The 18942-nt window shown below is 71.4% G+C and carries 18 protein-coding genes and 1 pseudogene; 10 read left to right on the top strand and 9 right to left on the bottom strand.

Features of this window, described 5'->3' with window-relative positions; genetic code table 11:
* Positions 1 to 94: 94 nt before the first annotated feature.
* Positions 95 to 265, bottom strand: a pseudogene (locus AB0J66_RS41295) (hypothetical protein); the annotation flags it as partial.
* Here AB0J66_RS41295 and mgrA point away from each other — a divergent pair.
* Positions 264 to 1295, top strand: coding sequence for an L-glyceraldehyde 3-phosphate reductase (gene mgrA, locus AB0J66_RS41290; RefSeq protein ID WP_364672810.1), 1032 nt, complete (start codon positions 264 to 266; stop codon positions 1293 to 1295). The pseudogene AB0J66_RS41295 and the gene mgrA overlap by 2 nt on opposite strands.
* Here the strand turns inward: mgrA and AB0J66_RS41285 are convergent, their stop codons facing one another.
* Positions 1296 to 2165, bottom strand: a complete 870-nt coding sequence (locus AB0J66_RS41285) for an NAD(P)-dependent oxidoreductase (RefSeq protein WP_364672809.1) — start codon at positions 2163 to 2165, stop codon at positions 1296 to 1298.
* 62 nt (positions 2166 to 2227) lie between these two features.
* Here AB0J66_RS41285 and AB0J66_RS41280 point away from each other — a divergent pair, with 62 nt between their 5' ends.
* The 3 genes from AB0J66_RS41280 (at position 2228) to AB0J66_RS41270 (ending at position 8070) form a co-directional block, all read left to right on the top strand.
* Entirely contained in the window at positions 2228 to 3886 is a 1659-nt protein-coding gene (locus tag AB0J66_RS41280; protein WP_364672808.1) for a bifunctional 3'-5' exonuclease/DNA polymerase, read from the top strand.
* Positions 3887 to 4004: 118 nt separating this feature from the next.
* Positions 4005 to 7634, top strand: a complete 3630-nt coding sequence (gene metH / locus AB0J66_RS41275; protein WP_364672807.1) for a methionine synthase — start codon at positions 4005 to 4007, stop codon at positions 7632 to 7634.
* 34 nt (positions 7635 to 7668) lie between these two features.
* Positions 7669 to 8070, top strand: a complete 402-nt coding sequence (locus AB0J66_RS41270; RefSeq protein ID WP_364672805.1) for a rhodanese-like domain-containing protein — start codon at positions 7669 to 7671, stop codon at positions 8068 to 8070.
* On the opposite strand, the gene AB0J66_RS41265 is transcribed toward AB0J66_RS41270, so the two are convergent.
* Together AB0J66_RS41265 and AB0J66_RS41260 are read right to left on the bottom strand one after the other, a co-directional pair.
* Positions 8064 to 9077: a sialidase family protein gene (locus AB0J66_RS41265; protein WP_364672804.1), complete on the bottom strand. Its 1014-nt coding sequence runs from the start codon at positions 9075 to 9077 to the stop codon at positions 8064 to 8066. The two genes, AB0J66_RS41270 and AB0J66_RS41265, sit on opposite strands and share 7 nt — an antisense overlap.
* 52 nt (positions 9078 to 9129) lie before the next feature.
* Positions 9130 to 9915, bottom strand: coding sequence for a hypothetical protein (locus tag AB0J66_RS41260; RefSeq protein WP_364672803.1), 786 nt, complete (start codon positions 9913 to 9915; stop codon positions 9130 to 9132).
* Positions 9916 to 10135: 220 nt separating this feature from the next.
* Here AB0J66_RS41260 and AB0J66_RS41255 point away from each other — a divergent pair, with 220 nt between their 5' ends.
* Both AB0J66_RS41255 and AB0J66_RS41250 read left to right on the top strand, forming a co-directional pair.
* Positions 10136 to 11332 (top strand): cytochrome P450, encoded by a 1197-nt coding sequence (locus AB0J66_RS41255; protein WP_364672801.1) that lies wholly within the window; start codon positions 10136 to 10138, stop codon positions 11330 to 11332.
* Entirely contained in the window at positions 11329 to 11523 is a 195-nt protein-coding gene (locus AB0J66_RS41250) for a ferredoxin (protein WP_364672800.1), read from the top strand. Before AB0J66_RS41255 ends, AB0J66_RS41250 begins: the two co-directional genes overlap by 4 nt.
* Here the strand turns inward: AB0J66_RS41250 and AB0J66_RS41245 are convergent.
* The gene (locus tag AB0J66_RS41245) at positions 11507 to 12073 is read right to left on the bottom strand and encodes a helix-turn-helix domain-containing protein (RefSeq protein WP_364672799.1); all 567 of its coding nucleotides are present in this window, start codon (positions 12071 to 12073) and stop codon (positions 11507 to 11509) included. The genes AB0J66_RS41250 and AB0J66_RS41245 overlap by 17 nt on opposite strands.
* A 75-nt stretch (positions 12074 to 12148) precedes the next feature.
* Between AB0J66_RS41245 and AB0J66_RS41240 the strand changes: the two genes are divergently transcribed.
* From AB0J66_RS41240 to AB0J66_RS41230, 3 genes are read left to right on the top strand one after another with little or no spacing between them, the layout of a single operon-like run.
* A complete protein-coding gene (locus tag AB0J66_RS41240) occupies positions 12149 to 13072 on the top strand; it encodes an NADP-dependent oxidoreductase (RefSeq protein ID WP_364672798.1) in 924 nt (307 codons plus the stop codon).
* An 18-nt stretch (positions 13073 to 13090) separates the two neighbouring features.
* Entirely contained in the window at positions 13091 to 13702 is a 612-nt protein-coding gene (locus tag AB0J66_RS41235; protein WP_364672796.1) for a hypothetical protein, read from the top strand.
* A 5-nt stretch (positions 13703 to 13707) separates the two neighbouring features.
* Complete coding sequence (locus tag AB0J66_RS41230; protein WP_364672794.1) at positions 13708 to 14583, top strand: hypothetical protein; 876 nt, start codon at positions 13708 to 13710, stop codon at positions 14581 to 14583.
* Here AB0J66_RS41230 and AB0J66_RS41225 read toward each other — a convergent pair.
* Genes AB0J66_RS41225 through AB0J66_RS41210 form a run of 4 tightly spaced genes read right to left on the bottom strand, consistent with a single transcriptional unit; the run spans position 14558 to position 17138 of the window.
* Positions 14558 to 14707, bottom strand: a complete 150-nt coding sequence (locus AB0J66_RS41225) for a hypothetical protein (RefSeq protein WP_364672793.1) — start codon at positions 14705 to 14707, stop codon at positions 14558 to 14560. The genes AB0J66_RS41230 and AB0J66_RS41225 overlap by 26 nt on opposite strands.
* Complete coding sequence (locus tag AB0J66_RS41220) at positions 14704 to 15744, bottom strand: glycoside hydrolase family 43 protein (RefSeq protein ID WP_364672791.1); 1041 nt, start codon at positions 15742 to 15744, stop codon at positions 14704 to 14706. The genes AB0J66_RS41225 and AB0J66_RS41220 overlap by 4 nt, the downstream gene beginning before the upstream one ends.
* A gap of 39 nt (positions 15745 to 15783) precedes the next feature.
* Positions 15784 to 16608, bottom strand: coding sequence for a metal-dependent hydrolase (locus tag AB0J66_RS41215; protein WP_364672790.1), 825 nt, complete (start codon positions 16606 to 16608; stop codon positions 15784 to 15786).
* Positions 16609 to 16664: 56 nt separating this feature from the next.
* Entirely contained in the window at positions 16665 to 17138 is a 474-nt protein-coding gene (locus tag AB0J66_RS41210) for a DUF1707 domain-containing protein (protein WP_364672789.1), read from the bottom strand.
* Between the two features lie 218 nt (positions 17139 to 17356).
* On the opposite strand from AB0J66_RS41210, the gene AB0J66_RS41205 reads away from it, so the two are divergent.
* A complete protein-coding gene (locus tag AB0J66_RS41205) occupies positions 17357 to 18934 on the top strand; it encodes a histidine kinase (protein ID WP_364672787.1) in 1578 nt (525 codons plus the stop codon).
* Positions 18935 to 18942 lie beyond the last annotated feature (8 nt).

The following is an 18942-nucleotide window of genomic DNA, read 5'->3' as shown; positions in this document are numbered from 1 at the left end:
GGCCGGGACGACGGCGATGCCCAGTCCCCGGTGGCAACATCTGCTCGGTGGTCAGGGTTTCCAGGCGTACGCCCTCAGGCGCGGGCCCGGGCAGGACGACGAACCCGATGTTGAGCCGGCCCTGCCGGATCTGCTCCAGGAGGTGACCGGGGCCGGCGTGACGCAGGCTGATCTCCACTCCGGGATGCGCGCGGCGGCAGGTCGATCGCGCCGAGCGCTTTCTTCTGTTGGACTGCGCCGGCGAGAAGGACGAGGCTGGAGGCATGCCAACCAGCTACACCGCCGCCGCCGATCGCTACGACACGATGGAGTACCGCCGCACCGGGCGTTCCGGGCTGAGACTGCCCGCCGTCTCGCTCGGGCTGTGGCACAACTTCGGCGACGACAAGCCGCTGGAGACTCAGCGGGCGATCCTGCGCCGGGCCTTCGACCTGGGCATCACCCACTTCGACCTGGCCAACAACTACGGCCCACCGTACGGCTCGGCTGAGATCAACTTCGGGCGCCTGCTGGCCGGGGACTTCCGGCCGTACCGCGACGAGCTGGTCATCTCGACCAAGGCCGGGTACGACATGTGGCCGGGCCCGTACGGCGAGTGGGGCTCCCGCAAGTACGTGACGGCCTCGCTCGACCAGTCGCTCAAGCGGATGGGCCTGGAGTACGTCGACATCTTCTACTCGCACCGCTTCGACCCGGAGACGCCGCTTGAGGAGACGATGGGCGCGCTCGACGCCGCGGTACGGGCGGGCAAGGCGCAGTATGTGGGCATCTCGTCGTACTCGCCGGAGAAGACGGCCGAGGCGGCCGCCATCCTGAAGGGCCTCGGCACGCCGCTGCTGATCCACCAGCCGTCGTACTCGATGCTGAACCGCTGGATCGAGGGCGGCCTGCTCGACACGCTGCAGGAGGTGGGCGCCGGCTGCATCGCCTTCTCGCCGCTGGCCCAGGGCATGCTCACCGACCGTTACCTCAACGGCATCCCTTCGGACTCCCGCGCGGCCGAGCACAAGTCCTTGTCGCAGGATCTGATCTCCGATGAGAACCTCGACCAGGTCCGGGCCCTGAACGACATCGCCCAGCGGCGCGGGCAGAGCCTGGCCCAGATGGCCATCGCCTGGTCCCTGCGCGACCCGCGGATGACCTCGGTCGTGCTCGGCGCGAGCAGCGTGCGCCAGCTCGAGGCGAACGTCGCGGCGCTGGGCGCCACGGCGTTCACCCCGGACGAGCTGGCCGAGATCGACAAGTACGCCACCGAGTCGGGCATCAACCTCTGGGCCCGCAGCAGCGACTCCTGATCATTTGTCGAACGACGCGTGGTAGGACGCGGCCATGTCCGCGTCCCCATGCCCCTGCTCCTCGGCCCGGCGGAAGCGCTCGGCGCCCGCTTCGGCCAGATCGAGGCGTACGCCGTGGGCCCGGCCCGCCTCGACGATGAGCCGGGCGTCCTTGCCTGCGGTCGAGACGGCGAAGCTGGCCGGCGTCAGCTTCTCGGCCCGCACCAGGTCGGTCTTGGCCCGCAGGTAGCCGTTGTCGAGCGGGCCGCCCTGGATCAACTCGAGGAACTTGCCGAAGTCGACGTGCAGCGCCTCGGAGAGCGCGAGGACCTCGCCGCCGGCGTGGGTCAGGGCCAGCACCCAGCTGTTGGCGACCAGCTTGAGCCGGGTCGCCTCGCCCGGGTGGTCGAGCCACACGGTTTTCGCGCCGACCGCGTCGAAGACCGGCGTCACGCGGTCACGCGAGTCCGACGGCCCGGCGGCGAGCACGGTCAGCTGGCCGGCCTCGGCGGGCTGGCGCGTCCCGAGCACGGGCGCGTCGTAATAGACCAGGCCGCGCTGAGCGGCGTAGGCGCCGAACTCGTCGACGTCGTCGAGGCTCACGGTGGTCGACTGCACCCAGATCTGGCCGGCGGTGACCGCCGGCTGGGCCTCGCGCATCACCTCGCGCACGGCGGCGCCGTCGAAGAGCATGGTCAGCACCACGTCGGCCCCGCGCACGGCCTCCTCGACGGTCGGCACGACCCGGGCCCCGTCGGCGGCCAGGGGTTGCGCCCGCTCCTGGGTGCGGTTCCACACCCGTACGGTATGGCCGCTCTTGACCAGGTTGCGGGCCATGGCGGCGCCCATGATGCCGGTGCCGAGAACGCTGACGGTGAGGGTCTCTGTCATGCGCATCATCTTCCCGCCCGGGTACGAGCAAAACTGTCGTACCCCTTGGCCAGAATGACGGGGTGCTGGTAGCGGTGGACCCTGCGGGGGTTCTGCAGGAGCTGCGGGCCGACGGCACTCCCGTCGGCCCCCGCCGGCATGTCCCTGATCTCGCGGCCGCCATCGCCGAGCGCGAGGCGGCCGACGCGCCCCGCTGGGTCTGGCCCGCCACCTCGGAGATCTATCCGGGCCTGCTCCGGGCCCGGGTCCGCGTGGCCCGCTGTCACGACCTCGAGCTCACCGAGGCCCTGCTGCTCGGTCACGCCGGCCAGTGGGGCGCCCCGCGCGCGCTGGCGGCGGTCCGGGCCCGGATCCATGGTCTTCCGGTGCCGCCCGATCCGCCACCTCGGCAACCCGAGCCGCCCGGTCAGAGCCAGGGCGCCCTCTTCGAGACGGTGACCGGCCCCGGGTCCTCTTTTGACGTGCTGACGGCGGTCGCCGAGGCTTATGCCGATCAGCAGCGCCGGGTCGCCGAGACCGGGCATCCGGGTCGCTTCCGGCTGCTGGTGGCCGCCGAGTCGGCCGGGTCCCTGGTCGGGGCCGAGATGGGTCACGCCGGGCTGCCGTGGCGGGCCGACCTGCACGACGAGCTGCTGCGTGACCTGCTCGGCCCGCCCCAGGCGGTCGGCCCGCCGCGGCGCCTGGCCGAGCTGACGGCCGAGATCAACGCGGCCTTCGGCGTGCACGGGCTGCACCCCGACTCGCCGGCCGAGGTGGTCAAGGCGTTCGCCCGGGCCGGCATCGACATCCCCAACACCCGGGCCTGGGTGGTTCGGCAGGTCGACCATCCGGCCGTGAAGCCCCTGCTGGAGTACAAGGAGCTCTACCGGATCTGGACGGCCCACGGCTGGTCCTGGCTCGACGCGTGGGTCACCGGCGGCCGCTTCCACCCGGAGTACGTGCCGGGCGGGGTCGTCTCCGGCCGCTGGGGCGCCCGTGGCGGCGGTGCCCTGCAGGTGCCCAAGGTGGTGCGGCGGGCCGTGGTGGCCGACCCGGGCTGGCAATTCGTGGTGGCCGACGCCGGGCAGCTCGAGCCGCGGGTGCTGGCCGCCGTGTCGGGCGACCGCCGGTTCGCCGCGGCCGGGGCCGGCCACGATCTTTATGCGGCGCTGGCCGCCGACTCGTTCGACGGCGACCGGGCCAAGGCGAAGGTCGCGCTGATCGGGGCGATGTACGGGCAGACCGGCGGCAACGCGATCCCGGCCCTGGCCGTGCTGCGCCAGCGCTACCCGATCGCGTTCGACTACGTCGAGGCCGCCGCCCGTACGGGTGAGGTCGGTGGCCTGGTGCGTTCCTGGCTGGGCCGCACCTGCCCGCCGTCGTCGGCCTCGTTCAGCGACGCCGGGCTGGATCCGCCCGAGGCCGAGCAACCGCCGTTGAGCGGCGCCTCGGGGCGGGCCCGGGGCCGCTTCACGCGCAACTTCGTCGTGCAGGCCACGGCGGCCGAGTGGGCGCTGGTGTTGCTCGCCACACTGCGTACGGCCTTGGAGGGCACCCGGGCCGAGTTGGTGTTCTTCGTCCACGACGAGGTGGTCGTGCACTGCCCCGCCGAGGAGGCCGAGCTGGTGGTCACAGCGGTGCACGAGTGCGCGCTCAAGGCCGGGCGGATGCTGTTCGGGGACACTCCGGTGCGCTTCCCCCTCGACGTCTCAGTAGTTGGCGCGTACGCCGATGCCAAGTGAGATTGCGGTAACTTGGATGGTCCGAAGCGAGAGGCGCTGCAACGGGGTGACACCCGCCACGCTCGCTCGGTGGATACCGACCAAGGGCGCCTCCGTTGTTACCACGGAGGTGGTCGGTGTGGAGAGAAATGAGCGCGTTGCCGAGCTGAAGCGCCTGCTCGCCGAGGGCGAGCGGCTGCTGGTGCTGGACGGCGCCTGGGGCACCATGCTGCAGGGGGCCGATCTCAAGCCCGCGGATTACCGCAACGAGCTGATCCCGGCCGACCACGAGCAGGACGTCACGGGCGACCCCGACCTGCTGATCCTGACCCGGCCCGACGTGATCCTCGACGTCCACCGGCAATACCTGGCGGCCGGGGCCGACATCACGACCACCAACACCTTCACCGCGACGAGCATCGCCCAGGCCGACTACGGCCTGGAGCACCTCGTGCGCGAGATGAACATCCAGGGCGCGCGGCTGGCCCGGCAGGCGGCCGACGAGGCCGAGGGCACCCGCTTCGTGGCCGGCTCGGTCGGCCCGCTCAACGTGACGCTGTCGCTGTCGCCCAAGGTCGACGACCCGGCGTACCGCGCGGTCACGTTCGACCAGGTCAAGGCGGCATATGCCGAGCAGATCTCGGCGCTGGCCGAGGGCGGGGTCGATCTGCTGCTGGTCGAGACGATCTTCGACACCCTGAACGCCAAGGCGGCCATCGCCGCCGCCCGCGAGGTCGCGCCCGACCTGCCGCTCTGGATCTCGGTGACGATCGTCGACCTGTCCGGGCGCACGCTCAGCGGCCAGACCGTGGAGGCGTTCTGGCGCTCCATCGAGCGGGCCGAGCCGCTGGTGGTCGGCGTCAACTGCTCGCTCGGGGCGACGGAGATGCGGCCCCACGTGGCCGACCTGGCCCGGCTGGCGAACGTCTACGTGGCCGCCCACCCGAACGCGGGCCTGCCCAACGCGTTCGGCGGCTACGACGAGACCCCCGAGCAGACCTCGGCGCTGGTCCGGGAGTTCGCCGCCGACGGCCTGGTCAACATCGTCGGCGGCTGCTGCGGCACCTCGCCCGCGCACATCGCGCAGATCGCCGAGAAGGTCCGAGGACTCAAGCCGCGCCCGATCAACCCGCCGGCCGAGACCACCCGGTTCAGCGGCCTGGAGCCGTTCGCGATCGGCCCCGACACCGGCTTCGTCATGATCGGCGAGCGGACCAACGTCACCGGCTCGGCCAAGTTCCGCCGGCTGATCGAGGCCGACAACTACCAGGGCGCGGTCGACGTCGCCCTTGACCAGGTGCGCGGCGGGGCCAACCTGCTCGACGTGAACATGGACGCCGATCTGCTCGACAGCGAGCAGGCGATGACCACCTTCCTCAACCTGATCGCGACCGAGCCCGAGGTGGCCCGCATCCCCATCATGATCGACAGCTCCAAGTGGAGCGTGCTCGAGGCCGGTCTCAAGTGCGTGCAGGGCAAGGGCGTGGTCAACTCGATCAGTCTCAAGGAGGGTGAGGAGGCCTTCCTGTCGCAGGCTCGCAAGATCCGTGACTTCGGCGCGGGCGTGGTGGTCATGGCCTTCGACGAGCAGGGCCAGGCCGACACCCGTGACCGTAAGGTCGAGATCTGCGGACGCGCCTACGACCTGCTGGTGGGCACCGCCGGTTTTGCGCCGGATGACATCATCTTCGACCCGAATGTCCTGGCGGTGGCGACGGGAATTTCCGAACACAACGGATATGCCAAGGCATTCATCGAGGCGCTGCCGCTGATCAAGGAGCGGTGCCCGGGGGCTCGTACGAGCGGCGGCATCTCCAACCTGTCGTTCTCGTTCCGCGGCAACGACGTGGTCCGCGAGGCCATGCACTCGGCCTTCCTGTTCCACGCGGTCAAGGCTGGCCTCGACATGGGCATCGTCAACGCCGGTCAGCTCGCCGTCTACCAGGACATCCCGGCCGACCTGCTCGAGCTGGTCGAGGACGTGCTCTTCGACCGCCGGCCCGACGCCACCGACCGCCTGGTCACCTTCGCCTCCACGGTCACCGGCAAGGGCAAGCAGCGCGAGGTCGACCTGTCCTGGCGCGAGGCCCCGGTCAACGAGCGCCTGTCGTACGCGCTGGTCCACGGCATCGTCGACTTCATCGAGGACGACACCGAGGAGGCCCGCCAGCAGTTCGCGCGGCCGCTCGAGGTGATCGAGGGCCCGCTGATGGACGGCATGAAAGTGGTCGGCGACCTGTTCGGCTCGGGCAAGATGTTCCTGCCCCAGGTGGTCAAGAGCGCCCGCGTGATGAAGCGCTCGGTGGCCTACCTCGAGCCGTTCATGGAGGCCGAGAAGGAGCAGGCCCGCCTCGAGGGCCGGGTCGAGACCAGCCGCGGCCAGGGCAAGGTCGTGCTGGCCACGGTCAAGGGCGACGTGCACGACATCGGCAAGAACATCGTCGGCGTCGTCCTCGGCTGCAACAACTACGAGGTGATCGACCTCGGCGTGATGGTCCCGGCCGCGAAGATCCTCGACACGGCGGTGGCCGAGGGCGCCGACGTGGTCGGCCTCTCCGGGCTGATCACCCCGTCGCTCGACGAGATGGTCGCCGTCGGCGCCGAGATGCAGCGTCGCGGGCTCAAACTTCCCCTGCTCATCGGCGGGGCGACAACTTCCAAGCAACACACGGCCGTACGGATCGCGCCCGCCTACGAAGCCTCGACCGTGCACGTGCTCGACGCGTCGCGGGTCGTCGGCGTGGTGTCCGACCTGCTCGACCCCGACCGGGCCGAGAAGCTCGACGTGGCCAACCGGGCCGACCAGGAGCGCCTGCGCGAGCAGCACGCCAACCGGCACGCGCAGCCGCTGCTCACTCTCGAGCAGGCCCGGGCCAACCGGGAGCGGGTCGACTTCACCGACCTGCCGGCACCCGAGTTCACCGGCGTCCGCGACGTGCAGCCGACGATCGCCCAGCTACGCGAGATGATCGACTGGCAGTTCCTGTTCCTGGCCTGGGAGCTCAAGGGCAAGTACCCGGCGATCCTGGAGCAGCCGGTGGCCCGCGAGCTGTTCGACGACGCCAACACGCTGCTCGACAAGATCATTGCCGAGGGTTCCTTCCAGGCCCGGGGGCGGTACGCGTTCTGGGCAGCACACAGCGACGGCGACGACATCGTGCTCGACGACGCCGGCGTCACCTTCCCGATGCTGCGCCAGCAGACCCAGAAGCCGGACGGCCGCGCCAACCGCAGCCTGGCCGATTACATCGCCCCCGAGGGCGATCACTTGGGCGGCTTCGCGGTGGCCATCCACGGCGCCGAGAATCTGGCCCGCAAGTACGAGGCGGACAACGACGACTACCGGGCCATCATGGTCAAGGCGCTGGCCGACCGGCTGGCCGAGGCGTTCGCCGAGTACCTGCACCTGCAGGTCCGCCGCCAGTGGTTCGAGCCCGGCGCCAAGCCCAAGCTGGAGGATCTGCACGCCGAGCGCTTCCGCGGCATCCGCCCCGCCCTGGGCTACCCGGCCAGCCCCGACCACAGCGAGAAGAAGGACCTGTTCGACCTGCTCGGCACGCGCGAGATCGGGGTCGGCCTGACCGAGTCGTACGCGATGACCCCGGCCGCCGCGGTCAGCGGCCTGATCTTCGCCCACCCCGACTCGCGCTACTTCACGGTCGGCCGGCTCGGCCAGGACCAGATCGTCGACTACGCGGCCCGGCGCGGGATGAGCGTCGAGGAGGTCGAGCGCTGGCTGCGCCCCAACCTGGCCTACGAGATCGGCTGAGGATGCCCCGGCCCCGGCCGGGCAAGATCGTCGTATGACGATCGGTGTTGACGTGATGCTGGAGAAGGCCCGCGAGGGCCTTCTCCGATTGGATCCGCACGAGGCGCGGGAGGCGGTCGTGGGCGGGGCTCTGCTGATCGATACCCGCACCGACCGGCAGCGGGCCGAGCAGGGTGACCTGCCGGGTGCGATCGTCATCGACCGGACCGTGATGGAGTGGCGCCTCGACCCGGCCTCACCGAACCGGATCCCCGAGGCCACCGGCTACGACGTCCAGGTGATCGTGGTCTGCCGGCAGGGCTACAGCTCCAGCCTGGCCGCGAAGAGCCTGCAGGACCTGGGCCTGTGGCGGGCGACCGACCTGATCGGCGGGTTCGAGGCGTGGGCGGCCGCGGGCCTGCCGCTGTCGGACAAGCCCGCGGACTGCCGTTACTGAGGGTAGTCTTCCTTCTCCGTGAGGATCGCGACCACGGTCGCCGCCCGCACGTCGAAGCCCAGCGTCAGGAACTTGCCCGGCGCCAGCTCGACGCTCGACGGGTTGGCCTGGTCGGAGTGGCCCGAGTCGTAGAGCTGCACGTCGCCGTAGCCGTCCCAGCCCTTCTCGGGCTCGCGCACGAGCCGGCCCACGGTGTCGCGGTGCTCGGAGAAGCGGGGCTTCAGATCGCCGTACGTCACCAGCACCTCGCCTGTGCTCAACCGCAGGGCGTGATGGGAGGAGGCGGGCATGTCGGTCGGCTGGGCGATGCTCCAGGTGTGCCCGTCGTCGGTGGACTCGGCGATGTAGGCGTGCCCGACCGTCGTCCGGATCAGCACGACGACCCGGTCGTCGAGCACGGTCAGGGTCGGCTCCTGGAAGTGCACGCCGTCGGCCGCGGCCAGCAGGATCTCGGTCTCGGCGGGCCAGGTCAGGCCCTTGTCCGTGCTGCGTACGACCGTGGCGCGCATCCACGCCTCGCCCGGCAGACGCCCGTACAGCGGGAAAAGCAGATCGCCGCTGGGCAGCTCGGCCGCCGCGCCGTGCGAGGCCGAGAAGGTCTTGTTGGCCCGGCGCTCGTCCTCGGGCAGGGCCATGGCCGTGCCGACGAGGATCGGCTCGCCCCAGGTCTGCCCGTTGTCGGTGCTGCGGTGCACCCAGGTGCCGTGGGTGGTCTGCCAGGGCTCGGTCCACTCGATGACGAAGTAACTGAGCAGGACGGTCCCGTCCTTGAGCACCACCAGCTTCGGGTCGCGGTCGTCGAACGGGCCATCGATCGCCGTCCGCGGCTCACTCCAGGTCTGCCCGTTGTCGGCGCTCTCCGCGACCCGGATGTGCCCGTCGGCCTTGACGTGGCCGGTGCTCTCCCGCCAGGCCGCCAGCAGCCGCCCGTCGGCCAGCTGGACGACATCCGGGAAGTGCGGAAGCAGACCCGGTTCGGCCCGGGCCACAGTGATCTGCGTAGGCAACGCTTTACCCCTCACGGCATGGTCGATCCTCGCGTCCGACCCTACCGGGGCGCTACGGCGCCCCGGCCCGGTGCCGGTGCCAGGCCGTCGCCGCCCGGGCGAACGGCTGGTCCCGGTCGGCCTTCCACTCCCGGGTGAGCACGGCCGTCGCCGCCGCGAACGCGTCGAGCTTGTCCGGCGGCGCGGCCGTCCAGGCGGGCACGGCGGCGGCCCAGCATTGGGCGGCGGCCGGAGTGTGCCCGGCCGCGATCAGCCGGATCACCATGAGCGCGGTGTCGATCCAGGCGGCGCCCCGGCAGGGCGACGCCCAGTCGACCACCGTCACGCCCGTGGCGCGGACGAGAATGTTGCGCGGGGTGGCGTCGGTGTGCACCAGGGAGTCGCCCTCGACCACCGCCGGATCGAGGTGGCCCTCCCATCGCGCCGTGGCGGCCTGCACCCTCATCGGCGGGCACGGGGTGAGCGCGTGCGCCATCACGCTGTGGGCCGCGGCGACCTGCGGCAGATCGGCCGAGCCGGGTGTCAGGTCCGGGTGCCGGCCGCGCACGTGCTCGAAGCCGAGCATGGTCCAGCCGTCGCACTCGATCGCCCAGCGCAGGGCCGGCGTGACCGCCCGCAGGTGCCGGTTCAGCCGGGCCTCGTTGCGGTGCATCCACCCGCGCGGATTACCGGCCTCGACGCCCTTGCAGAAGTGGACGCCACTCGCCGTGTGCAGCACGGCCACCAGATCAGAGACGGCCCCCGTCGCGACCGGTTCCACCCGCTCGACCGGCCCGGCGCAGTCCTGAACAGCCCAGCGCACACTCGCCGGCAGCTCATCCCATCCCCGCCGCGCCACGTCCAGGAGCGTATGCACCCCCACCCCGCCGAGACGGCCGTTCCACCGACAACCCCACCGTCGCCGCAGAGCAAACCGCCCCACCGCCGCCCCGCGGCCACCGCGCCCCGCCCGCCGCCTCACCGCCCAGACGCGCCCGCGGTCGACACGAAGCGGCGGTATTGAGTTTGGTGAATGTCTTGTAGGGTCGGCAGCGGAGGTCTCACGGAAGGTTACGGGGATGACACTGCCTGCGATGCCGATGCCGGCCGAGGATCAGCGGCCCTTCGACCCGCCACCGCCGTACGCTGCCTGGCGTGCTCAGAAGCGGATGGTCCGGGTCGCCTGCCCGGCCGGGCTGGACGCCTGGCTGGTCTCGGATTATGCCGGGGTGCGCGAGGTCCTGGGCGACGGGCGCCGCTTCTCGACCCGGCCCGGGCTGGCCGCGCACGTGCTCGCGTCCTACGCCGAGGACGGGCCGATCGACAACTTCACCCGGATGGACGGGCCCGAGCACGTGCGGATCCGGCGCAACTTCGCCCCGCAGGTGACCCACGCCCGGCGGCTGGCCGAGCTGCGGCCCATGGTCGAGCGGATCACCGACGAGGCGATCACCCGGATGCTGGCCTCGGAACAGCCGTACCCGCTGCACCGGGAGTTCTCCACCGCCGTCACCACGGCCGTGATCGCCGAGCTGATCGGGGTGCCGCCCGAGCAACACCATCTGCTGCACCAGGCCGCGACGGCGCTCTTCGACACCTCGACGAAGGCCGATCAGCTCCGCGAGGCGCTGGCGCCCCTTTATGCGTACCTCTATCAAGCGGTAGCGAGCCGCCGAGCCCGGCCCACCGATGATGTTCTCAGCCGGATGATCGAGCACAGCGCCGACAGTGAGCGCCCGTTGACCGACACCGAGCTCACCGAGATGAACGCGGCGCTGCTGATCGCGGGGTTCGACACCACTGCCTCGATGATCACCTACGGCCTGGTCGCGCTGCTCACCGTGCCCGGCCAGTGGGAGAAGCTGGTCGCCGATCCCGGCGCGGCCGCCTCGGCCACGGAGGAGCTGGTGCGCTACCTGGCCGTCGGCGCCGGGCTGCTGCGGCAGGCCACCGAGGACACCACGCTGAACGGGCAGCCGATCAAGGCCGGCGACTTCGTGGTCGTGGCTGTGCAGTCCGGCAACCGCGACGAGGCCCTGCACCCGGACGGCGACACGTTCGACATCACCCGCAGGCCCGGCGCGCATCTCGGCTTCGGCCACGGCGCGCACGCCTGCGTCGGGCAGCAGATCGCCCGCATGGAGTTGACCACCGTGCTGCGGGCGCTGGCCACCCGCGTACCGGCCCTGCGCCTGGCCGTTCCGCTGGAGGATGTCGTCTGGAAGAAGGACTCCGTGGTGCGCGGGCCGGCCGAGTTGCCGGTGGTCTGGTCATGAGGGTCAGCGTCGACCGCGACATGTGCATCGGCGCCGGGAACTGCGCGATGACCGCCCCCGCCGTCTTCGACCAGGACCCGGAGGAGGCCGTCGTGATCCTGCTGACCGAGACGCCGCCGGACTCCGAGGTCCCCGCCATTCAGCAGGCGGTCGACCGCTGCCCGGCGGCGGTGATCAGGCTCCTGCCCTGAGGCCGTCCATCATGACGGTCAGCAGGCGGTCCGCCCGCGTCTTGTGCTCGTGCGGGTGGGCCACGGTGAAGATGCCGATCAGGCCGGCCGCGATGTCCTCGGCGGTGACGTCGGCGCGGAGCTCGCCCGTGGCCCGGCCCGCGCCGAGCAGCTCGTCGATGGCCGCGAGCAGCACGGTCTGGGTTTGGGCGTGCCCGATCTCGCCCGACTCGATCATCGCCAGCAGCGTGTCGAGCATGCCGTTCTTGGTGGCGATCCACTCGCCGAACAGTTCCGCCCAGCGGCGCAGCGCCGCGGGCGGGGGCAGCTCGGCGAGCAGGTCGCGGGCGCCGTCGGTGAGCCGGGCGACCTGGTCCCGGTAGACCGCGTCGACCAGCGCCTCGCGGGTGGGGAAGTGCCGGTAGAGCGTCGCGATGCCGACGCCGGCCTCCTGGGCGATCGCCCGCATCGACGGCTCGGCGCCGGCCGAGGCGAAGAGCTGGGTTGCCACGGCCAGCAGCTGCTCACGGTTGCGGGCCGCGTCGGACCGTGGGGTCTTGGCTGACGTCAAAACGGATCACGCTCCGGTTGTGCTACGGTGGCCTTGATGAAACGGAGCATAGTCCGTTTCGGTAGGGAGGAAACCATGAGCCGAGCGGTCCAGTTCGTCGAGTCGTTCGGCGGCCCCGAGGTGCTGACCCTGCGCGAGGTGCCCACGCCGCACGCCGGGGCGGGACAGATCCGCGTCCGTGTCACCGCGGCCGGCCTCAACCCCATGGACTGGTTCATGACCTCCGGCGCCGCGGCGGCGGCCCGGTTCGGGCTGAGCCTGCCGTGCGGGTTCGGCACCGACTACGCCGGAGTCGTCGACCAGGTGGGAGCCGGCGTGACCGGGTTCGCGACCGGTGACCGGGTGTTCGGCGGCGCCATGTCCCGGGCGGTCGCCGACCATGTGGTCATCGACTTGTCCGGGACGATCGCCGCTGGCGGCGATGCGCACCACACTCCGGACGGCGTCGACGATCGCACGGCGGCCACCCTGACGATCGCGGGCTGCACGGCCGCGGCCGCCCTGGCCGTGGTCGATCCCGGCCCGGGCGACACCCTGCTCGTCGGCGGCGCGGGTGGCGGGGTCGGCGTGTTCGCCGTCCAACTGGCCCGCCTCGCCGGCGCCCGCGTGATCGGCACCGGGTCGGCGGCCTCGGCCGACGCCCTGCGCGCCCTCGGGGCCGAGCCGGTCACCTACGGCGACGGCCTGGCCGACCGCGTCCAGGCTCTCGGCGGCGTCACCGCGGCTGTCGACCTGCACGGTACGGAGACGGCTCAGGCGGCCCGGAAGCTCGGTGTGCCGGACGAGCGCATCACCACCATCGCGGCCCGGATCGACGGCATCACCCCGGCCAACGGGGCCGACGCCGCCCCGGGCGCCCTCGAGGAGATCGCCCGCCTGGTCGCGACGGGCCGGCTCCGGGTGCCCGTCGCGGCGAGTTACCCGGTCGAGCGGATCCGCGACGCGGTCGAGCTCCAGGCCGCTCGCCACGTGCACGGCAAGGTCGTCATCGACCTCTGAGGCGGATACGTTGGGGCGATGATCGTCATGGAGACAGGGCCGGCGGCAACGGCCGGTGATCGGGACACCATCGGTGGGTGGCCGCTGCTCGCGGACGGTCAGGAGTGGCCGTCGTGCTACTGCGGTGAGCGGATGGTCTTCTTCTTCCAAGCGGACCTCCCGGAGGGCGAGCATCTCTCGGTCTTCCAGTGCCCGGTGCACGACGACGCGGCATTCGCGGAGTCGCAGCAGCTGCCGGAGCGTTTCTGGGAGGTCGGGGAGCGGTTCTGGCGGATTTTCGTACAAGCTCCCGGAACCGCGGCCGACCAGGCCGATCCGTACGTCGAGGGCCGCAGGCTGACCCGGCGGGAGGAAGCCGAGACGGTCGATCAGTTCGGTCGCGGCCGGCCCGGATTCAAACTCGGCGGCGTTCCCTCCTGGGCGCAGGGCCCGGAGCAGTACCGCTGCGCCTGCGGCACCGAGATGGAGTTCCTGGCCCAGGTGCCGGAGAACTTCGGCTTCGACATGTGGCCGATGAAGCCCGACCACAAGGACGAACAGGTCCAGCTGTTCCTGGGCAACGAGCTCTACATCCTGGCCTGCCCCGCCCGCTGCCACCCCGAGGCGGCCTGGCCTGTCCTGCAGAACTGACCGCTGTGACGACTCGACTCGCCTGGGTCTCCGCCACCGAGGCCCGCGGCCAGGACCCCGACGAAGAGCTGGCGCTGCCCGCGCTCAAGCGGGCCGGATTCGAGGTCGACGTCGTGGCCTGGGACGACCCGGCGGCGGCCTGGGCGACCTACGACCAGGTCGTGCTGCGCTCGACCTGGGACTATCCGCGGCGGCTGGGCGAGTTCCAGGCTTGGCTGGTACGGGTCGCAGCCGTCACCGACCTGCGCAATCCGCTGCCGATGCTGCGGTGGAGCCTGGACAAGCACTATTTGAGCGACCTCGACCAAGCCGGGGTGCCGATCACCGCGACCGTCTTCGCCGAGCCCGGCGACCGGCGGCCGGCCCTGCCCGACGACGACTTCGTGGTCAAACCGGCCGTCGGCGCGGGCAGCAAGGACGCCGCCTGGTACGCACCGGCCCAGCGCGACGAGGCGTACGCGCACGTGGCCAGGCTGCACGCAGCCGGGGTGACCGCCCTGATCCAGCCGCGGGTGCGCTCCGTCCCGGTCGACGGCGAGTGGCCGCTGGTCTTCCTCGGCGGCTCCTACAGCCACGCCGCCACCAAACGCGTCGACCTCCCGCAGGCCGGCGCCGTGACAGGCCTGTTCGCCGAGGAGACCACCCAGCCGTACGAGGCCACGCCCGACCAGATCGCCGTCGCCCGGGCCGCCGTGGACGTGGTCACCACCCGCTTCGGCGTCCCCACCTACGCCCGCGTCGACCTGATCCGCGCCGACGACGGCCGCCCCCGCGTGCTGGAGCTGGAACTGGTCGAGCCGTCCTTGTTCCTGCCCGAGGCCCCACCCGACACGGCCGACCGCTTGGCCGAGGCGCTCAGGAGTTCTCACGCAGCCAGGTGAGGACGGCCAGCACACGCTTGTCGGCCGGAATCGGGCCGTCGTTGGTGCGGGCCGGCTTGCTGAAGATGCGGCGGACGTGGTCCTCGACGGTGCGCTCAGCCCGAGTGGGGACGGTGAGGGTCACTCGAAGAACTTCAAACTGAAGCCGGTGTCGGTGTTCGCGCCCGGGACGTTGGCGCGCGAATACGTCGTGTTGCCCCACCAGACGAAGGTGCCGGTGTACCAGTAGCGGTTCTCCCACGCGTACGGCGTGCCCTTGGCGACCGCGTGGTACATGAACGGGAAGCGGGGGCCGGCCGGGGGACTGGTGGCGATGTCGCCGTTGAGCAGGACGAAGGTGTGGTGGCCGGGGCCGTTGACGGTGAGGGTGGGATCCCAGCCGGCCATCATGGTGGCGCGGTTGGAGCCGAAGAGGCAGCCGTTCGACTTGTACCAGTCCCAGACGTAGGTGGGGTCGCCGCCGGCCCGCAGGCGCAGGTCGGCCAGGCAGTACTGGTCGCTCCAGCTGCCGTTGGCCGAGTAGACGATGTGCAGCTGGCCGTTGGGGTCGCGGATCGGCTCCGGGCCCTCGTTGATGAACGGGTTGCCGACGACGCGTTCCCAGCTCTCGCGCGGCTGCGAGATGATGTAGCGGGCACCGGTGGCCGCGGTGGGGCTGCTCATCCGGGCGATGTAGAGGTTCTGCTCGACGTTCGTGTCGCCGGCCCAGCCGGACCAGACGAAGTAGCGCTGCCCGTTGAAGACGAACATGCTGCCGTCGATGGCCCACTTGTTGTCCGGCAGCGCCACCTGCGTCTCGCCACCGTAGCCGGAGGCGGCCGAGGCCGAGCTGATGACGTACATGCGGTGGGCGGCCCCGCGCCCGGCCGAGAAGTAGATGTAGTACCGGCCGCCGTCGGTCACGATCTCCGGCGCCCACACTTCGCCGAGGTTGCGGGTGTCGCTCCACACCTGGCGGGCGGTCGCGGTGGCGACGGCATCGGGCGAGGACCCCTGCCGTACGGCTATGCCGGCGCCCGTTGATTGAACGCCGATGTAGGTGGAGCCGACCCGCAGAACGCTCGGATCGGCCGCGCGTAACGGCGTCCGGGCGGCCGCAGCCGGGGCCGCGAAGGCGAACAGAACCGCGCTGACGACGAGGAGTACCAGGCGAGCCCGCATGGCTCGACGATGCGAGCTGTAAAGACAACTGTCAATACGTCAGCGGCTGTCGGCCCAAGTGTCCAGGTCCAGTTGGTGCAAAAGGGAAGGCGCGAAGATGCCCGCGATGGCCAGCAGCGAGATGATCACGAAGGCGGTCCGCAGGACGACCGTCTCGACCTTGCCGCCCACCTTGACCGCCATGCCGTTCGGGACGCCGACCATCCGCCACATCTTGCGGCCGGTGGGTATCGGCCACAGGATCGGCACCCCGGCCGACGTGATGATGTCGCCCAGTAAGTGCACGAAGCAACCGACCGCGACCGCGAACCCCAGCAGTGGATACCCGCGGTCACCGGGCAGGTTGGCCGCGGTGAACCAGGCGATCACGGCCGAGCAGATCGTCACGATGACCCAGCCCGCGCGCTCGGCCCACTCGTCGAACAGGCCGCGCAGCGCCAGGCCGGCCATGAAGAACACGATGCCGACCACCGCCCACTTGCCGTAGCTGGTGGCCAGCGCCGTCGTGCCCCAGCCGACCAGGGCCGCGAACGGCAGCGTGTGGGTGAACGTGCGGTGCCCGTTGTTGCGGCGCGGGTCCCGGCTGAGCCGGGTCGCGGTGTAGACGCCGAGCGAGAACTTCTCGATCACCTCGGCCACGAACAGCGAGAACACCCCGAACGTGCGCGCCACCGTCGCGCCGCCCTGGTTACGGGTGACCTTGCCGGACAGGTCGAGGTCGGGCAGCAGCGCCCCGCCCGCGCAGACGAGCGTGCCCACGCCGACCGCCAGCGGTGACTGCTCGTACCCGGCGAAGTGGTCTAACGCCCACGTGCCGGCGAGCCAGGCGGCCGCGCCCGACAGGGCGTGCGACGGACCCATCATGTTTTGTTGTCCCTCCCCACAGAGCCGGGTAACTCTGGCAGAGCGGGGAGGGATGATCAACAACCCCGATGTCCACTATGGAACCGGGGGTGCCCGGCCCAGCCGGGCCCGTTCCACGGCGCGACCCGCTGGGCGTACGCGTAGCGACCCCATCGAGCGTGCCGGATGAGCCCCATGACCAGGAAGGCGAGGGGAATCACGGGCCAGAAGAACTGGGCCCCGGACAGGATCCACAAACCCGTCAGGATCATCGCAACCGACACGACGATGTTGAAATGCCGCCGCAGCCCCCGGCGTGTCGCCTTCTTCACCTCGGGTGACTCGGCGAGCGCCCACAGTCCGTTACCGGGCAGATCGGCGGTCAGCGGAGCGAGCTCGTCCCGGAACTTCGCCGCGTAGCAGGCGGCCAGCCGCTCCTCGCCCTCGGTCATGTCCAGCCGCCCCTCGGCCATGGCGGCCCGCAGGATCTCGGCGACCTGCTCGCGTTCCTTGTCCGACGTCCGCATCCGTTTGCTGTCGTTGGCTTGCACAGCGCCTCCTCAGTGGGCTTGTGTCACCACTGTCGGCTTTCGCCTCGCCTGCGGCGTCGCCCCAGCGAAGCATCTTTCTTACGGCCGGCGGCTTACCCGCGCTCTTGGGTGTACGCCACCAGGAGTACGACAACCGCAGGCGCTACTCCCCGGGGAGCACGCGACGCCGCGCCCGCACGCCGATGCCCCACCACCCGCCGGTGTCGTAGGTTCGCAGCGTGGGGAAGAGAAAGCGGTGGGAGCCACCCTGGCCCGGCGACAACCCGGGCCCGCCCTGGCGCGCGGGCAAGCTCAGCCCGCCCGGCAGCTCGGAACAGCCCGGCCCACCCGATGACCGCGTTTCCGGCGACCTTGCTGCAGGGGCCGACCTCGGCCGGCGCGGCGATGTCGGCGTGGGTGGCGGCGTCGGGCCGGGCGGCGGCTATGGCTCGCGCGGCGGGTCGGGCCCAGCCGGTGGGCCCGGTCTGGCATGGCGGGCCGACGGGGAGGGGCCGCCTTGGCGGGCGGCCAACCGCACCGGGCGGTTCCGGGGGAACCGGATGCACCCCGGGGTCGGGGCGGTCATCGCCGGCGTGCTCTTTCACGTGCTCGGCGCTAACGGGCTGGCCGATGAAGGCGGAGTCTTCCGGCCGATGCACCCGTGGGTCTGGGCGCTGCTCGTGGTCGGGCCGATCGCGTTGCTGTGGCGGCGGGTCTACCCGGTTGCCGTGTTCGCGATCGCGGCGGCGGCGTCGCTCGGGTTCGCGACGTTCGCCGAGCCGACCTGGATCTATGCGGTGGCCCCGGCGCTCGCCCTGTTCCAGATCGCCCGCAACGGCCGGCCCACCGCGGCCGCCGTGTCCGCGGGTGCCGCTTACGTGGCGTACCTCCTGGTCTGTGGTTTTCTCGCCGACCGGCTGGGCCTCGACCCGGGCGTTCGGCCGGGGGTGCGTGAGGCGCTGCTGCTGGCCGTCGGCCTGGCCGTGATGATCTTCCTGGGGAGCGCCTCCAAGTCGCGGGCCGAGCATCTGGCCGAGATCATGAAGGTGCGGGCCGAGCGGGCCCGGGCCCGGGAGGAGCAGGAACGCCGCCAGGCGTCCGAGGAACGGCTGCGGATCGCGCGTGAGCTGCACGACGTGCTCGGGCATCACCTGTCGTTGATCAACGTGCAGGCCGGTGTGGGGCTGCACCTCATGGAACGCCAGCCGGAGCAGGCCCGCGAGGCGCTCACGGCGATCAAGACGGCCAGTGCCGAGGCGCTGCGCGAGGTCCGCTCGGTCCTGGGCGTGCTGCGGACCGAGGACGAGGCCGCGCCCCGCCAGCCCGCCCTGGGTCTGAGCCGCCTCGACGATCTCACGGCCGACGCCGGTCTCCCCGTCGAGACGAAAGTGACGGGCGAACCGCGCGATCTGCCGCCCGAGATTGACCGTGCGGCCTACCGCATCGTGCAGGAGGCCCTCACCAATGTGCGCAAGCACGCGGGCCCGGAGGCGACGGCCACCGTTGCCGTCAATTACCTGCCGACCGCCCTTCACCTGGGTATCCGCAACAACGGCCTTGCCGCCGACCCGCCCCGCTCCGCTTGGCCCGCCGTCCGGCACGGCGAACGATCCGGCTCGCCCCAGCCAGGTGGGACGGCCGCACCGCCCACCGATACGCTTGGCGCCCGGCGCATTGATAAATCCGATATTTCGGACTTCACGGAGGCGTGGGGCGGCGCGGTGAGAGGGCCGGGCGCGGTGCCGGGCGGCGGGGTGAGAGGGCCGGGCGCGGTGCCGGGCGGCGGGGTGGGAGGGCCGTCAGCGGTGCAGGCCTGAGGGTGGGG

The sequence above is a fragment of the Actinoplanes sp. NPDC049598 genome, assembly GCF_040675435.1.
Classification (GTDB): domain Bacteria; phylum Actinomycetota; class Actinomycetes; order Mycobacteriales; family Micromonosporaceae; genus Actinoplanes.
Note: the sequence above shows the minus strand (reverse complement) of the source record. Positions and strands in the feature narration are given on the sequence as shown.

What these genes read in the sequence shown, in the direction of transcription:
- mgrA (WP_364672810.1), top strand. Translation starts at nt 264, where the DNA reads ATGCCAACCAGCTACACCGCCGCCGCCGATCGCTACGACACGATGGAG.
- AB0J66_RS41255 (WP_364672801.1), top strand. Translation starts at nt 10,136, where the DNA reads ATGACACTGCCTGCGATGCCGATGCCGGCCGAGGATCAGCGGCCCTTC.
- AB0J66_RS41215 (WP_364672790.1), bottom strand. Translation starts at nt 16,608, where the DNA reads ATGATGGGTCCGTCGCACGCCCTGTCGGGCGCGGCCGCCTGGCTCGCC.
- AB0J66_RS41285 (WP_364672809.1), bottom strand. Translation starts at nt 2,165, where the DNA reads ATGACAGAGACCCTCACCGTCAGCGTTCTCGGCACCGGCATCATGGGC.
- AB0J66_RS41240 (WP_364672798.1), top strand. Translation starts at nt 12,149, where the DNA reads ATGAGCCGAGCGGTCCAGTTCGTCGAGTCGTTCGGCGGCCCCGAGGTG.
- AB0J66_RS41270 (WP_364672805.1), top strand. Translation starts at nt 7,669, where the DNA reads ATGACGATCGGTGTTGACGTGATGCTGGAGAAGGCCCGCGAGGGCCTT.
- AB0J66_RS41220 (WP_364672791.1), bottom strand. Translation starts at nt 15,744, where the DNA reads ATGCGGGCTCGCCTGGTACTCCTCGTCGTCAGCGCGGTTCTGTTCGCC.
- AB0J66_RS41250 (WP_364672800.1), top strand. Translation starts at nt 11,329, where the DNA reads ATGAGGGTCAGCGTCGACCGCGACATGTGCATCGGCGCCGGGAACTGC.
- AB0J66_RS41235 (WP_364672796.1), top strand. Translation starts at nt 13,091, where the DNA reads ATGATCGTCATGGAGACAGGGCCGGCGGCAACGGCCGGTGATCGGGAC.